Genomic DNA, 14637 nt, shown 5'->3' on the forward strand with positions numbered 1-14637 from the left:
CGTGCGCGGGGTCTGGTAAGTTACTCAGTGCTATTTACGCAACGTTAACGTCGAGTAGCACGGCGTAGGACAGGCGTTTGCCTTCGAACAGCTGACCGCCACGAATCACAGCGTCGGTGGAGGTGAGCTGGCCTTCGATTTCCTGGCGTGCCAGCATGGTGCGGAAAGCCAGCGCATCTTTCGGCGCCAGGTAGCCCACCATCTCGTTGTTGAGGAAGACGGCGACGGCCTTGTCTTCATAAGGGTTGTTGTCGTCGGCCAGCAGCAGGGCTTTATGGCGGGCGTCGGCAGCGGCATCGCCATGGTCGCCGGCCAGTGCGCGGATCGCCTCGGAATAGCGCGATTCGCCCAGCACTTCCAGCTGGAAGCGGCCTTCATCGGTCCAGTGGTGCACCGGCTCGCCCTGCGGCAGCGGGGTGTAGGAGCCGCCGACCGGTTTGCCCGTTGGCGCCGGGTCGGCCTTCGGCCCGCCCTTGAGCAGGAAATACAGCGTTACCAGCGCCAGGACGATGATCAGGATATTCAATGCGAGGGCCATGAAAGTGGGCTTCCTAAGGGACAAGACCCGCTATTATCGCAGGCCGGGCGCAAAAACCGGAATGGTATAATCGCCCCTTTTCCTTGCACGTTTAGCCATGTCTTCCGAATCCACGCCAAAGGGCAAAATGCTCTACGACCCGACCGAACACCGCATCCGCAGCTTCGTTACGCGTGCTGGCCGCCTGTCTACCGGCCAGGAACGTGGGTTGAAGGAGTTCGGCCCGCAATTCCTGGTCGACTACAAGAAGGAAGCCCTGGATTACGAGAAGACTTTCGGCCGCAAGGCGCCTGTGGTCCTGGAAATAGGCTTTGGCATGGGCGGCACCACGGCGCACATCGCCAAGGTCATGCCGGAGAAAGACTTCATCGGCGTGGAAGTGCACACCCCGGGCGTGGGCAGCCTGCTCAAGATGATCGGTGAAGAAGGCATCACCAACCTGCGCGTGATCCAGCATGACGCAGTGGAGGTCCTGCGCGACATGATCCCGGCCGCGTCGCTGGCGGGCGTGCACATCTACTTCCCTGACCCATGGCACAAGGCGCGCCACAACAAGCGCCGCCTGATCCAGGCGCCGTTCGTGAAGACCCTGTGCGAGCACATTGCCCCGGGCGGCTACATCCACCTGGCCACCGACTGGGAGGATTACGCGGTGCAGATGCTGGAAGTGCTGAGCGCTGAATCGGCCCTGCAGAATACCGCCGACGGCTACGCACCGCAGCCTGCATATCGCCCGCTGACCAAGTTTGAAAACCGCGGCCTGAAACTGGGCCACGGCGTATGGGACCTGGTCTTCACCAAAAAGTAATCTAGGCAGCCGCCGGCGCCCGGGCCTTGGCCCGTGCCGGCATGAACGCCAGCAGATTCCCCCCGATCACCAGCAGCAGTCCGGCCAGCGCCATGCTGCTCCACTGGTAGCCCTCAAAGACGGTAGACACCGTCAGCGCCACCACTGGGAACAGCACGGTGCAGTATGCCGCGCGGTCCGGCCCGATCCGCCCCACCAGCAGCAGGTAAGCCGTAAAGGCCACGACCGACCCAGGCACGGCCAGGTAGAGCAACGCGCCCACATAGCGCGGGCTTGGGTCGAAGTTGAACGGCATGCCCAGGGCCAGCGCGCCAAGCGTCAGGATGGTCGCGCCGCACAGCATGGCCCAGGCATTGGTCAGCCACGGCTGCATGCCCAGCGCCTGCATGCGGCTCGAAAGCAGGTTGCCGGTCGAGAAGCACAGTGTGCCAAGCAGCGCCAGGCCGAGGCCGGACAGCATGCCGCTGTCGTTCCAGTGTCCCCGCATCGAAGGCAGGAAGAGCAGTGCAATGCCCGCCAGCCCCAGCACCGCCCCACCAAGCACCTGCGGCCGGATCTGGCGCTGCATGAAGATGCGGCCATTGATTGCGTTCCAGATCGGCGCGGTGGAAAACACCACCGCCACCAGCCCGCTCGGTACCGACATGGTGGCGTAGTAGAAGCACAGGAAATTACAGCAGAACAGCGCGAGTCCTTGCGCCAGCAGATAGCGCCAGGCAGAACGCGGCGGCAGCATCTTCTGCCGGCGCACGAACAGGATCAGCATGAGGACCAGCGCGGCGATCCAGAAACGATAAGCGATCGACACCGGCGCTGGCACTGCGCCAAGCTGGAATTTGATCGCGATCCAGGTGGTACCCCAGATGAGCACCGTGGTGAGGTAGAGGGCAATATTCATAGTGCTGCCAGTGTGCCGCGCGCCGCACACTGGCAGTTGTCTGAACTTGCGGCTTTATTCGCCTGATTGGGCGGGGCGTGGGCGGCAGAACGAAAAAGAATCTCGGGAGTAGCAGGCAACGTAATGGATTTCTTGCCGACGATTGAGGTCTACAGACGACACAGCGTATTGCGTGACTGTGGTACTTCCCAGGATCGTGCTCAGGTCGGGAGTTTCTGCATTTTGGTTCAACTTGGGTGTAACCGTGAAACGGAAAGAGAAAAACTCTCGACCTACCTTTGCGCTAAAGGCGAAATAGTCTTCCTCACTATTCGGCGAGATCGGATGAAATCCAGTGAAGGCTTTCAGGAGTGTGATGTCCTTGCCCCTTACGTTCGGCAGCGACGACAATTGCGCTTGCCCAATTGAGCCGCTTGCCAAGGCGGCAGCCAGAGTGGCAGCCTGTTGCCTGGACATGGTTGGCAATGACTTCAGGCTGTCAGCAGCAAAGACGGTAGTCGATAACAGCGTTAGCGTAAGCGTTGCCGATTGAATGAAGACTCGCATTGAAAGGGTAGAGTGGTTTGCTTGCGGCCACTCTACCTTATCTGTCGGGCAGACTGTGACCAGCGCTGCTATTTCGTGCGGCGGCGGCGCGAGATGCCCAGCGCGCCCAGACCAAGGCCGAGCAGGGCCAATGATCCTGGCAGGGGCACTTGCTGCGCTGGCGTGGCGTCGACGCTGATCGCCGCGAAGCCGACGCCTTGCGTGCCGCCGTCCTGGTCGATGTTGAATACAACCGAGGTCACGTCGCCCATTCCGTTAATGGCCATGTTACCCAGCCCGGACAGGGTTTGCGTAGCGCCGTTGGAGCCGGTCAGCGTGATCGAGGTCGCGCCCGCGTCGTAGGCGGCGATATCGAAGTTCAGCAGGCTGAAACTGGCGCCGAAAAAGTCGAGCACCCAGCTCACGTTATCGCCGTTCTGGAAGCCGTTATGGATCCCGATGTCGCTCAGATAGCCTGGGTCGAAGTGGTCGCCGGCGCGCACCGTGCGCAGGCGGAATCCGGACTCGGTGTAAGTGTCGAACACTGCCGAATTATGCAGGTTGGCCCAGGCGCCGCTGGTCAGATCCAGCGTCAGCGGGTTGGCTTGAGCGGCAGAGAAGCAGAGCGCAAAAGCTGCGAGGCAAGCGAATTTCTTCATACGATCTCCATTCAGGCAAACAAGACTTTTTCTTGAATCTTAGTAAAAAAGCCAAATTTCCGGATTACAATTCCGCAAGGCAATTTCAAGTTCGAGAAAGAAAATGAGCTACGTGGTTCACCTCTGGGAGCATCCAATACCGAAAACCGCTCGGGAAGCCGACGAAATTCATCAGCGAATTCACGCCGATGAAGTGGGGCGGAATCCCAAGTTCGCCGATTACGCGCGCCGCATGCTGGAACTGCATCCCTGCGACAGCGATGACGACGAATGGACCGAGATGCCATTCGACGGCGATACGACCGACGCGGTGTACAGCTTCCTGATCGTGACGTCGCGCCTGAAGGACATCTATTCAAGCGCGGTCGAGACTGCGCGGAAGGTCGGCCTGGTTCTTTACGATTCGCAAAACGGCAACGCCTACCTGCCTGACGGCAGCAAGCTGGCATTCGACGATCCTGTCCCAACTGCGCCGACGCCGCCCAGGAATTACGAGCAGCGCACGCGGCAGGTATCGGCCCCGATCCACGACGTCAAGATCACCGGAATGCAGCCCGGATTCGGCAAGGCCGTCGTCGCCCACGCGCTCGCCAAGCTGTTCCAGCGGACCGAAAAAGAGGCGGGCCTGGTCCTCGATCGTCCAGGCATGGTGGTGAAAAAGGACGTCCTCATGCCGGACGCGGAGAAATACAGATCGGCGCTGGAAAAATGCGGCTGCACGGTTGAAATCGTGGCGACGGGCCAGCGCAATTGGGAAGAACCCGAGTCGCGGGAGCAGGCAATTCTGCGCGCCGCCGAAACCGGCGAGAGCGAAGCGCAATTCGATTGCGGCTGCACGGTTTACGAGGCGGGCGATGTCACTAAGGCCATCGCCTGGTGGCGCAAGGCCGCAGCCCAAGGCCATTCGAATGCGCAATACAAGCTCGCGCTGGAGTTGCTCAAGGACGAAGGCAATGCCAACAGCACCGCAGAAGGCATCTCGCTGCTCCAGCAGTCAGCGCAGGGTGGACAGGCGCCAGCGCAACTGGCCCTGGGCGATCATTACTTCCACGGCAAATACATCGGCCGGGATAATGCCAAAGCCTTCAACTGGTACCATCAGGCCGCCCTGCAAGGTCACGTCGCGGCACAATGCCGCGTAGCGGAGGCCTATTATTATCGTCCTGCCCCTGGGCGCGATGTGAAGCTGGCTTTCAAGTGGTCCGAGAAAGCCGCCAACGCAGGATATGCGGACGCCCAGCGCCTGCTTGGGCATATCTACCGTTCCGGTGAACATGTGCCGCAGGATTTGCGAAAAGCACTGAGCCTCTACCAGGCTGCCGCGGTGCAGGGCGACCTGAAGGCGATACAACTGATGGCGGAACTTTACGAAGACGGCATCGGTACCCCGCGCAACGACCGGATTGCCGCGGCGTGGTATGAAAAGGGCGTTGAGCAAGGCGATACGCGCTGCATGTATGGCCTTGCATGGATCAAGTACGAAGGCCGTGGCGTCGAACAGGATACGAAGCAAGCGGTCGAGCTTTTCCGCCGCGGCGCCGAGTTGGGCAACGCCGATTGCCAGGTGACCCTTGGGAACAGCTATATGCTGGGCGAGGGCGTCCGCAAGGACGAGCAACAGGCCATCGTATGGTTCCGCAAGGCCGCCGCCCAAAATAACGCCGAGGCCTTATGCCTGCTGGGGCAACACCATGACGCCGGCAAGATCCTGCGCAAGGATGAGCGGCTGGCATTCGACTACTACATCAAAGCCGCGGAACTTGGCCATGACCGCGCGCAGTACCTTGCGGGCGGCTCCTACTGGTTTGGTAAAGTCGTCCCGCGCGACGTGGCCAAGGCACGCTATTGGCTTGAGAAGGCAGCGGCGCAGGGCTTCAGCGAAGCGAAGGACATGCTCGAATTGATCCGCGCCTCGAGCTGAACCCCGGCTTGTCTGATCTTGCGCAATTCTAAGGTGCGGCCGGCACAGGCGCAGGACGCATGCTAGACTTTTCGGCGTGAAGCCCCTGACTGGACAACTCGAGCAAGCCGCACCGCGCGACGCGATGTCGCATGCGGTATTCCGCACCATGTCCGGCACGGATGCGACGCTGGAGCGTTTTGCCTGGCTGGGCGATGGCCTCGCGGCGGCAGTCTGGCACCGTGACACGGAAGAGGCGCTGACCGGCTACCACCAGCCCGGCCACCACACCTTGTCGTGCTATATCGGCGGCGGCTACAGCGTTGAGCGGGAAGGGCTGCCGGGGCAATACGGCGCGCCGCAGCGGCTTTGCTCGCTGCCGGACTGGCATGACTCTGAATGGGTCGTGCGCGGCCAGCTGCGCATGCTGCACATCTATTTCATGCCCGAGCATTTCACGCAGCGCGCCGTGGCGGAGCTGGATCGCGAGCCGCGCGAACTCACGCTGCAGGACCGCACGTATTTTGAAAACGAAAAGCTGGTGCGTCTGTGCGGCGCCTTGCTGCAGCAGCCCTGGGACGACGCCGACCACCTTCTGCGTGCCAACGAGATCACACATGGAGCCTTGAGCGAGCTGCTGCGGTCCCAGTCGATGAGCAAGCCTGGTCAACGCTTGCGTGGCGGCCTGGCGCCGCTGGTGCGCCGCAGGCTGCATGAGTACATTGAATCCCACCTCGGCCAAAGCATCACCCTTGGCACGTTGGCGCAACTGGCCAGCATGTCGGAGTTCCACCTGGCGCGCATGTTCCGCGTCAGTTTCGGCATGCCGCCCTCGGCATGGATTGCGGCGCGCCGCATCGAGCGCGCACGAGAACTGTTGCGGGCGGGGAGCCTGCCGCTGCAGCAAGTGGCGCAAGCCTGCGGTTACGCTGACCTGAGCCACTTCAGCCACCGCTTCCGTGAGGCGACGGGCGCCCCGCCAGGGCGTTACCGGGAGCTGATGTCTACAGGCTCGCGATCAGGCTGACGATTTCGTCGCCGTAAGAGACCAGTTTCTTCTCGCCCACGCCGGAGATGCCGCGCATCTCGCCCAGCGTGGAAGGCCGCACCTTGGCGATCTCGCGCAAGGTGGCGTCGTTGAAAATCACATACGCCGGCACGCCGTGTTCGCGCGCAGCACCCATGCGCCAGGAGCGCAGGCGGTCGAAGATGCGCTGTTCGTCGCCATCCAGGCTGCTCTCTTCGTAGCCTTTCGGCGCGGAGCTGCTGCGTTTCTGCTTGACCGGTTTCTGGTACTGGCGCAGCTGCACTTTCTGGCCGCCCTTCAGCACAGGACGGGCCGCGTCGGTGAGCTTGAGGGAACTGAATTGTTCGTGGTCGACCGTCACCAGGCCCAGGGCGATGACCTGGCGCAGGATGGCGCGCCATTCCTGTTCGCTGCGGTCGGCGCCGATGCCGAATACGGAGAGCTTGTCATGGTGCCAGGTGAGGATGCGCTCCGATTCCGCCCCGCGCAGCACGTCGATCACGTGGCCGGCGGCGAAGCGCTGGTCGCAGCGGTAAATCGCCGACAGCAGCTTTTGCACCGGCACCGTGCCGTCGAACGACACCGGAGGAATCAGGCAGGTATCGCAATTGCCGCAAGGGGTCGCGGGCTCGCCGAAGTATTCCAGCAGACGCACGCGGCGGCAGCTCAAGGTCTCGCACAGGCCCAGCATGGAATCGAGCTTGGTCGACAGCACACGCTTGAAGTTCTCGTCCGCCTCCGACTCGTCGATCATGCGCCGCTGCAGCACCACGTCCTGCAGGCCGTAGGACATCCAGGCGCTGGCAGGCATGCCGTCGCGGCCGGCGCGGCCGGTCTCCTGGTAGTAGCCTTCGATCGATTTCGGCAGGTCCAGGTGGCAGACGAAGCGCACGTCCGGCTTGTCGATACCCATGCCGAAGGCGATGGTGGCTACCATGACAATGTTCTCTTCACGCAGGAAGCGAGCCTGGTTGTCGGCGCGCTTCGCATGTTCCATGCCGGCGTGGTAGGCCATGGCGCGCACGCCATGCTCATTCAGGAATTCCGCCGTCTCCTCCACCTTCTTGCGCGACAGGCAGTACACGATGCCGCAATCGCCGGCATGTTCGGTAGTGATAAAGTCCAGCAACTGCTTGCGGCCGTTGGTTTTTTCGACGATCTGGTAACGGATGTTCGGCCGGTCGAATGACGAGACGAACTGCGCGGCATCGTTCAGCGCAAGGCGGTGGATGATCTCGTCGCGCGTGAGCTGGTCGGCGGTCGCAGTCAGCGCAATGCGCGGCACGTTCGGAAACTGCTCGTGCAGCACCGAAAGTTTGATGTACTCGGGACGGAAGTCGTGGCCCCACTGCGACACGCAGTGCGCCTCGTCGATGGCGAACAATGCGATCTGCGAATCCTGCAGCAGGTCGAAGCAGCGCTGCGTCAGCAGGCGTTCCGGCGCCACGTACAGCAGGTCGATCTGGTTGGTGCGCACCAGACGCTCGATGCGCGCCGCTTCTTCATACGATTGCGTGGAATTGAGGAAGGCGGCGCGCACGCCCACTTCGGCCAGCGCATCGACCTGGTCCTGCATCAGCGCGATCAGCGGCGATACCACCACGCCCACGCCGTCCCGGATCATGGCCGGGATCTGGTAGCACAGCGACTTGCCGCCGCCGGTGGGCATCAACACCAGGGCATCGCCGCCATTGCCGACATGCTCGACAATCTGCCCCTGCTGGCCGCGGAAGGCTGGGTAGCCGAATACGGTCTGGAGCAGGTGCAGGGCGCGCGCGCTGGTGTCAGTTTCCATCATTATTTAGTCAACCCACTGCACCATGCCGGTGTAGGCGGTGGCCAGGATCACCAGGCCGAACGCGATGCGGTACCAGGCGAAGATATTGAAGGTATGGGTGCTGATGTAGCGCAGCAGCCAGCGGATGCAGGCGAAGGCCGACACAAAAGCCACTACGGAGCCGATGCCGAACAGCGGCACGTCGGCCGCCGACAGCAGCGCGCGTTCTTTCCACAGCGAGTAGAAGGTGGCCGCCAGCAGGGTCGGGATCGCCAGGTAGAAAGTGAATTCGGTGGCGACCTTGCGCGACAGGCCGATCAGCATGCCGCCGACGATGGTGGCGCCGGAACGGCTGGTGCCGGGAATCAGTGAGAAGACTTGAGCGATGCCGATTTTCAGGGCATCCATGGTGCTCATATCGTCCACCGAATTCACGCGCACGGCGGCCGGATTGTTCTTGACGCTGCGCTCCACCCACAGGATGATCAGGCCGCCGATGATGAAGGACAGCGCCACCGGCACCGGCGCAAACAGCACCGCCTTGATCTTCTTGATGAACAGCACGCCCAGCAGGGCGGCAGGAATGAAGGCCACGGTCACGTTGATGGCCAGGCGGCGCGCCCGTTCATCGCGGAACATGCCGAACAGCACTTCGCAAATCTTCTTGTGGTACTCCCAGATCACGGCAATCATCGCACCGCCCTGGATGGCGATTTCAAATACCTTGGCCTTTTCGCCGGTGAAACCCAACAAGCTGCCCGCCAGTACCAGGTGGCCGGTAGACGAAATCGGAAGGAATTCAGTGAAACCTTCGACCAGACCCATGATCAGAGCCTTCAGTGCGAGAATGATATCCATTGTGATCTTGTTAAGAGTGTCGGTAGGGGAGGCGGGCGCGATGCCGCGCGGGCACGAAGCTTACCATGAGCGTCCCTGGCGAATGCACTAATTCCGAGGTTAGCCCCATTGCAAGGGGCCCGGTTTGCGCTGCGTCAGGAGTGGACCCGTACCAGGCGGCTGCTGGCGGCTACCAGCAACAATGCCCCGCCAAGGGCGGCAAAGGCCCATTCAAGGCTGGACAGGTGGGCGACCAGCCCGATCAGGGCCGGTCCGGCCAGGATGCCGGCGTAGCCAATGGTGGTGATGGCGGCAATCGCCAGGCTGGCCGGCATGGCGCGCTGGTTGCCGGCGGCGGTAAACAGGATGGGTACGATATTCGAGGCGCCCAGTCCCACCAGCACGAAGCCGGCCAGTGCCGCGCCCGCAGTTGGCGCGCCGACGGCGGTGAAAAAGCCGGCTGCCGCGCACAATCCGCCGGCCAGCAGCACGCGCCGTCCGCCGAAGCGGGCCACCACACGGTCCCCAGTCAGGCGGCCGGCGGTCATGGCGACGGCAAACGCAGCATAGCCAAGGCCGGCGCGCCCTTCCTCCAGGCCGCGCTCGGCGGTCAGGAAGACGGCGCTCCAGTCCAGCATGGCGCCTTCAGCCAGGAAGACGATGAAGCACAGCGCGCCGATGAAGATCACGGCGCCGTGCGGCATGGCGAAGGCTGGGGTGCCGCCCTCGCGCGCTTCCGGTTCATGCAGCAGGTCGGGGGCGGCGCGCCACAGCAGCAGGCCCACCAGGGCAATAATGCCGAGGCATGCGCCCAGCGGCCCGCTGCCCAGCCAAAGCAGCAAGGCCATGCTGCCGGCCCCGGCAAAGCCGCCCAGGCTGAACATGCCGTGGAAGCCGGACATCAAGGCGCCCCCGCTGGCTTTTTCCACCATCACGGCCTGTACGTTCATCGCCACGTCCATGGTGCCGATGGCAGCGCCGAATATAAACAGGATCACGCCCAGCATCGGCGGCGTGGGCGCCAGCGCCAGCCCGGGCAGGGCCAGGCAGACCACCAGAGCCGACCACAGGATCACTTTGCGGCAGCCGAAACGCGCCGCCAGCGCGCCCGTCACCGGCATCGCCGCGAGAGAGCCCAGGCCGAGGCACAGCAAAAGCAGGCCCAGCGGTCCCTCGCCCAGCTCCAGCCGTTCCTTTGCATAAGGCACCAGCGGCGCCCAGGCGGACATGGCCAGGCCCGCGGTCAGGAAAGCTAAACGGGTGGAAAGACGGTGGCGATGGTCGATGATTTGATTCATGGCTGAACATTCTAGCCGGGATCCGCTCCCCGCGCCGCCGACCGGAGGGCGCTTCAGGGCGCGGTGGCCAGTTCCAGCGTTGTCAGCCAGTGCATCGCCTGTTCGCGCGTCTCGCCGCACATTTCTGCGGAAGGCTGCAGTCCGGCGCAAAAGGCGGGCCGATCGGGGCGGCCGAAGATCATGCAGCGATTGTCGTCGCCCAGCTGCACGCAGCGCACGCCCGCCGGCTTACCGTTCGGCATACCGGGAATAGGGGAGGTGATGGAGGGCGCCGTACAGCAGGCGCCGCAGGCGGGGCGGCATTGGAAACTCATGATGGGGCGGTATTTTACCCTTTTGGCCAACCCAGCCAGCGCATGGCCTGCTCACGCGACTCGCCGCACACCGACTCGTCGGGGGCAAAATCCATGCAGACTTGCGGCCGATCCGGCGAGCCATACAGCTTGCAGCGCCGCTGTTCGTCAAGCTGAATGCAGGGGACGCCAGCCGGTTTCCCCTCGGGCATGCCGGGGATGGCGCTGGAAATCGCGGGCGCCGTGCAGCAGGCGCCGCATTGTGGGCGGCACGGGATCGGGGCGCGGTTCAAAGCCGTGCTCGCGGCCTTGCCCCGTTAGTGAATGACGTGCTGCGCTCGGCTGCCAAAGGCTTTCAGCGCGTCGGACAGCGACACCTCGATTTGCCCGAGGTGTGCATCGGCCAGCACCCACGGCTCGCCATCGGTCGAATGGCGCTTGGCGACCTCGCGTTCCACCATCACCGCCATGCGTTCATGCAGCACTTGCTGGTAGCGTGGCGAATCAGGATTGCCGGCTTGGGCGCGCGCGTACATATCCGCACCTTCCCACAGCTCCTGGATGCGCTCGTCCCCAAGTCCCGAGGCCGCTGCCAGGACTTGCAAATTTGTTTTGTTATACATTTTTACTCTCCCAGACACGTTCTTTGACGCGTACTTAGCAGTAAATACCTAAATTCCGGGTTTTACCAATTAAATCGTAAAAATGGATCTATATAACAACAGTCGTTATTTTTTTGACTAGTATGACGAGGAGCCGGCGACGAGGCCAGAAACTTGACGCCCCGGGATAGGGGGACTAATATAACTGACTCACGAGTAAGTTACCTAATCGCAATATTTATCATGCAAGCCCCGACTGATACCAAGCCCCGCTGGGAGCGGCGCAAGGACGCGCGTCCGCAGGAATTGCTGGCGGCCGCGCTGGAGCTGTTCGTCGATCGCGGATTTGCCGCTACCCGCCTGGAAGACGTGGCGCGCGCCGCCGGCGTCTCCAAGGGCACGCTCTACCTGTACTTCGAAAACAAGCAGGACCTGTTCAAGGCCGTGGTGCGCGACACCATCGTGCAAACCATCGGCCAGGCGGAAAGCGATGCCGCCGCCGCCCAGGACATGCCCAGCGACGAACTGCTGCGCCAGATGCTGCGCACCTGGTGGACCCAGGTCGGCGCCACCAAGGTCGCCGGACTGGCCAAGCTGATGATGGCGGAATCCGGCAATTTCCCGGAACTGGCCCAGTTTTATAACGAGGAAGTGATCGAGCGCGGCAGCCGGTTGCTGACCGGCATCCTGGAGCGCGGCGTGGCGCGCGGCGAATTCCGTCCGCTGGATCCGGTGATGATGACCAACGTCCTGATCGCCCCGGTGCTCACGCTGATGATGTGGAAGCACAGCTTTTTCCCCTGCGAGACCCACGAGGGTGTCGATGCCGATGCCTTCATGGAGACCTTCCTCGGCCTGGTGCAGCAGGGCCTGGCCCCTCAGAAGTGAAGCATTTAGTCCCGATTTTGCGCGTTCACCCCCCCAAATCTGCAGACTGTCGCAATTTCCCGCGATCCGTTGTCTTAATCGTTAATATGCCCACCTGACCAGACAAACGATAAAATGACGGATTATTTATCCCTCACCGAGTCAACAAAGATGAATATCGAACAAGCCCGTTTCAATATGATCGAACAGCAAATCCGTCCCTGGGACGTGCTGGATACGGACATCCTCGATCTCTTGCTGGTCGTAAAACGCGAGAATTTCGTGCCAGAAGCCTACAAGAACCTGGCTTTTGTCGACACTTTCATCCCGCTGCCGGGTGGCCTGCAAATGCTGACCCCGAAGCTGGAAGCGCGCATCGTGCAGGACGCGCAAATCAAGAAACATGAAAACGTGCTGCTGGTCGGCGCTGGCACCGGCTACCTGGCCGCACTGCTCGCACACCGCGCACGCCACGTCACCGTGGTGGAAATTTCGCCGGAAATGAAAGCGCTGGCGCAAAAGAACCTGGCGGACAACGGCATCGCCAACGTGACCGTGGAACTGGGCAATGGCGCCCAGGGCTGGTCCAACGGCGCGCCGTTCGACGTGATCGTATTCTCCGGCTCGCTGCCGGTACTGCCGGAAGCGGTGCTGCAGCAAGTGAAGGTAGGCGGCCGCATCGTGGTCATCCTCGGCGATTCGCCGGTGATGTCCGCGCAGCGCATTACCCGCACCGGCGAGCACGGGTACGACACCGTGAAACTGTTTGAAACCGATGTCAATCCGCTCGACCTGGCGGTGAAACCTTCGGCGTTCACTTTCTAAGGGAACGCCATGCAGCACATTACTGCAGCGGAACTGGCGGCCTGGCTGAATGATTCGGCCAAGGCCCAGCCTTTCCTGCTGGACGTGCGCGAGAACTGGGAGTACGAGACCTGCCATATCGCAGGCTCGACCCTGATGCCGATGCAGACCATCCCGGCCAGCATCGACGCTCTCGACGAGGACGCGGAGATCGTCTGCATCTGCCACCACGGGGCGCGCAGCCTCAACGTGGCAGCCTTCCTCGAGCATCACGGTTTCAGCAAGGTAAGCAATCTGACAGGCGGTATTCACGCCTGGGCTGTGCAGGTAGACAGCTCAATGCCGAAGTACTAAGGCACGAAAACTAAACCTTTTTGACGACTCCAACGGAGATGCAAATGCAGAAACCCCTTCTCGCCGTGCTGGTTGCCAGCGCACTGTTCTCGCTGAATACGCAGGCGGCTGACCTGGTCCAGGTGTACAAACAGGCGCTCGCCAACGACGCCACCTACGCCAGCGCGCGCGCCGCCCTGGCAGCGGGCCAGGAACGCACGGTGCAGGGACGCTCGCTTTTGCTGCCGACCGTCGGCCTGAACGGCACCAATATGAAAAATAATGGTGACGCGACGGACTACATCCAAAAGCGATCCGGCGATGTAGAAAACTACAGCAGCCAGATGCAGCTGCAATTGACCCAGCCGCTGTTCCGCTGGGCTAACTGGGAAGGCTACCAGCAGGGCAAACTGTCCGCTGCCGCTGCCGAAGCGGTCTTCGCCCAGGCGCAACAGGATGTGATCCTACGCGTCGCGCAAGCCTACTTCGACGTGCTGACCGCGCAGGACAACCTGACCGCGACCCAGGCGCAAAAAGCAGCGACCACGGAACAGCTGGCATCGGCCAAGCGCAATTTCGAAGTGGGCACCCAGACCATCACCGACACGCACGAAGCGCAGGCGGCATACGACCTGGTGGTGGCGCAGGAATTCGCCGCGCTGAACGACCTGGAAGTGAAGCGCACCGCGCTGCAGCAGATCATCGGCGAAGTGCCGGGCACCCTGGCGCCGCTGCGCACCGGCGTGACCATCGCCAGCCCGCAGCCGGCGACGCTGGAGCCATGGGTCTCGGCGGCGGAAGAGCAGAACTACGGCGTGGCCGGCGCCAAGCTGAATGTGGAAATCGCCAAGCGCGAAATCGGCAAGCAGCGCGCAGGGCATATGCCGACGGTGGACCTGGTGGCGCAGAAGTCCCGCACCTCGCTCACCGGCACTTCTCTGCAGAACAACAACGCCATCGGCGTGACCTGGAATATCCCGATCTTCAACGGCTTCGCCGTGACCAGCAAGGTGCGCGAGTCGATCGCGCTGGAAGACAAGGCCCGCAACGACCTGGAAGCATCGCGCCGCCAGGCTGCGCAGACCGCTCGCCAAGCTTTCCTCGGCGTGAACAGCGGCCTGGCGCAGGTCAAGGCGCTGGAAGCGGCGGAAGTGTCGTCCAAGTCCGCGCTGGAATCGAACAAGCTGGGTTACCAGGTGGGTGTGCGTATCAACATCGACGTGCTGAATGCACAGCGCCAGCTGTACACCACGCAGAAGGACCTGTCGAAGGCCCGTTACGACACCATCATGAATGGCTTGCGCCTGAAGTCGGCCGCGGGGTCGCTGAAAGAAGCGGACCTGGAGCCGATTAACGCGCTGCTGCAGCACTAAAACCCGGCAAATCCGGGTCAGACCCAAGGGTCTGACCCTCGCCGGTACAGGCTGCAGGGGAAGGGGCCGACCCTTCGGTCGTACCCAGGTTTACCGGG

At 62.4% G+C, this 14637-nt stretch carries 17 protein-coding genes; 7 read left to right on the forward strand and 10 right to left on the reverse strand.

Annotated elements, in window-relative coordinates:
• Positions 1 to 34: 34 nt before the first annotated feature.
• Positions 35 to 538, reverse strand: a complete 504-nt coding sequence (locus GM658_RS13535) for a hypothetical protein (protein WP_155454579.1) — start codon at positions 536 to 538, stop codon at positions 35 to 37.
• Positions 539 to 665: 127 nt separating this feature from the next.
• Between GM658_RS13535 and trmB the strand changes: the two genes are divergently transcribed.
• Entirely contained in the window at positions 666 to 1346 is a 681-nt protein-coding gene (gene trmB, locus GM658_RS13540; protein WP_155454750.1) for a tRNA (guanosine(46)-N7)-methyltransferase TrmB, read from the forward strand.
• A gap of 1 nt (position 1347) precedes the next feature.
• Here trmB and GM658_RS13545 read toward each other — a convergent pair whose 3' ends face one another.
• The 3 genes from GM658_RS13545 to GM658_RS13550 all read right to left on the reverse strand — a co-directional run bounded on the left by GM658_RS13545 (position 1348) and on the right by GM658_RS13550 (position 3428).
• Positions 1348 to 2244, reverse strand: a complete 897-nt coding sequence (locus GM658_RS13545; protein ID WP_155454580.1) for a DMT family transporter — start codon at positions 2242 to 2244, stop codon at positions 1348 to 1350.
• Between the two features lie 54 nt (positions 2245 to 2298).
• Positions 2299 to 2790: a hypothetical protein gene (locus GM658_RS28875; protein WP_211841862.1), complete on the reverse strand. Its 492-nt coding sequence runs from the start codon at positions 2788 to 2790 to the stop codon at positions 2299 to 2301.
• Positions 2791 to 2858: 68 nt separating this feature from the next.
• Positions 2859 to 3428: a PEP-CTERM sorting domain-containing protein gene (locus GM658_RS13550; protein ID WP_155454581.1), complete on the reverse strand. Its 570-nt coding sequence runs from the start codon at positions 3426 to 3428 to the stop codon at positions 2859 to 2861.
• Between the two features lie 103 nt (positions 3429 to 3531).
• Here GM658_RS13550 and GM658_RS13555 point away from each other — a divergent pair, with 103 nt between their 5' ends.
• On the forward strand, positions 3532 to 5349 hold the full coding sequence (locus tag GM658_RS13555) for an SEL1-like repeat protein (protein ID WP_155454582.1): 1818 nt from the start codon (positions 3532 to 3534) through the stop codon (positions 5347 to 5349).
• Positions 5350 to 5473: 124 nt separating this feature from the next.
• Positions 5474 to 6355 carry an AraC family transcriptional regulator gene (locus GM658_RS13560; RefSeq protein WP_155454751.1) on the forward strand — a complete coding sequence of 294 codons (882 nt, stop codon included), beginning with the start codon at positions 5474 to 5476 and terminating at the stop codon, positions 6353 to 6355.
• On the opposite strand, the gene recQ is transcribed toward GM658_RS13560, so the two are convergent.
• The 6 genes from recQ to GM658_RS13590 all read right to left on the reverse strand — a co-directional run bounded on the left by recQ (position 6333) and on the right by GM658_RS13590 (position 11183).
• The gene (recQ, locus tag GM658_RS13565) at positions 6333 to 8150 is read right to left on the reverse strand and encodes a DNA helicase RecQ (protein ID WP_155454752.1); all 1818 of its coding nucleotides are present in this window, start codon (positions 8148 to 8150) and stop codon (positions 6333 to 6335) included. The genes GM658_RS13560 and recQ overlap by 23 nt on opposite strands.
• A gap of 6 nt (positions 8151 to 8156) precedes the next feature.
• Complete coding sequence (locus GM658_RS13570; protein WP_155454583.1) at positions 8157 to 8990, reverse strand: undecaprenyl-diphosphate phosphatase; 834 nt, start codon at positions 8988 to 8990, stop codon at positions 8157 to 8159.
• A gap of 134 nt (positions 8991 to 9124) precedes the next feature.
• Complete coding sequence (locus GM658_RS13575; RefSeq protein WP_155454584.1) at positions 9125 to 10267, reverse strand: MFS transporter; 1143 nt, start codon at positions 10265 to 10267, stop codon at positions 9125 to 9127.
• A 53-nt stretch (positions 10268 to 10320) separates the two neighbouring features.
• Entirely contained in the window at positions 10321 to 10581 is a 261-nt protein-coding gene (locus GM658_RS13580; protein ID WP_155454585.1) for a YkgJ family cysteine cluster protein, read from the reverse strand.
• A 14-nt stretch (positions 10582 to 10595) separates the two neighbouring features.
• The gene (locus tag GM658_RS13585; protein ID WP_155454586.1) at positions 10596 to 10853 is read right to left on the reverse strand and encodes a YkgJ family cysteine cluster protein; all 258 of its coding nucleotides are present in this window, start codon (positions 10851 to 10853) and stop codon (positions 10596 to 10598) included.
• 24 nt (positions 10854 to 10877) lie between these two features.
• On the reverse strand, positions 10878 to 11183 hold the full coding sequence (locus GM658_RS13590; RefSeq protein WP_155454587.1) for a hypothetical protein: 306 nt from the start codon (positions 11181 to 11183) through the stop codon (positions 10878 to 10880).
• Positions 11184 to 11405: 222 nt separating this feature from the next.
• Here GM658_RS13590 and GM658_RS13595 point away from each other — a divergent pair, with 222 nt between their 5' ends.
• The 4 genes from GM658_RS13595 (at position 11406) to GM658_RS13610 (ending at position 14539) form a co-directional block, all read left to right on the forward strand.
• Positions 11406 to 12050, forward strand: a complete 645-nt coding sequence (locus GM658_RS13595; protein WP_155454588.1) for a TetR/AcrR family transcriptional regulator — start codon at positions 11406 to 11408, stop codon at positions 12048 to 12050.
• Between the two features lie 150 nt (positions 12051 to 12200).
• Positions 12201 to 12854: a protein-L-isoaspartate O-methyltransferase family protein gene (locus GM658_RS13600; protein ID WP_155454589.1), complete on the forward strand. Its 654-nt coding sequence runs from the start codon at positions 12201 to 12203 to the stop codon at positions 12852 to 12854.
• Between the two features lie 9 nt (positions 12855 to 12863).
• Positions 12864 to 13187 carry a rhodanese-like domain-containing protein gene (locus tag GM658_RS13605; protein ID WP_155454590.1) on the forward strand — a complete coding sequence of 108 codons (324 nt, stop codon included), beginning with the start codon at positions 12864 to 12866 and terminating at the stop codon, positions 13185 to 13187.
• Between the two features lie 44 nt (positions 13188 to 13231).
• A complete protein-coding gene (locus tag GM658_RS13610) occupies positions 13232 to 14539 on the forward strand; it encodes a TolC family outer membrane protein (RefSeq protein WP_155454591.1) in 1308 nt (435 codons plus the stop codon).
• Positions 14540 to 14637 lie beyond the last annotated feature (98 nt).

The organism is Massilia eburnea (genome assembly GCF_009720745.1).
In the GTDB taxonomy this organism is placed as follows: domain Bacteria; phylum Pseudomonadota; class Gammaproteobacteria; order Burkholderiales; family Burkholderiaceae_D; genus Rugamonas; species Rugamonas eburnea.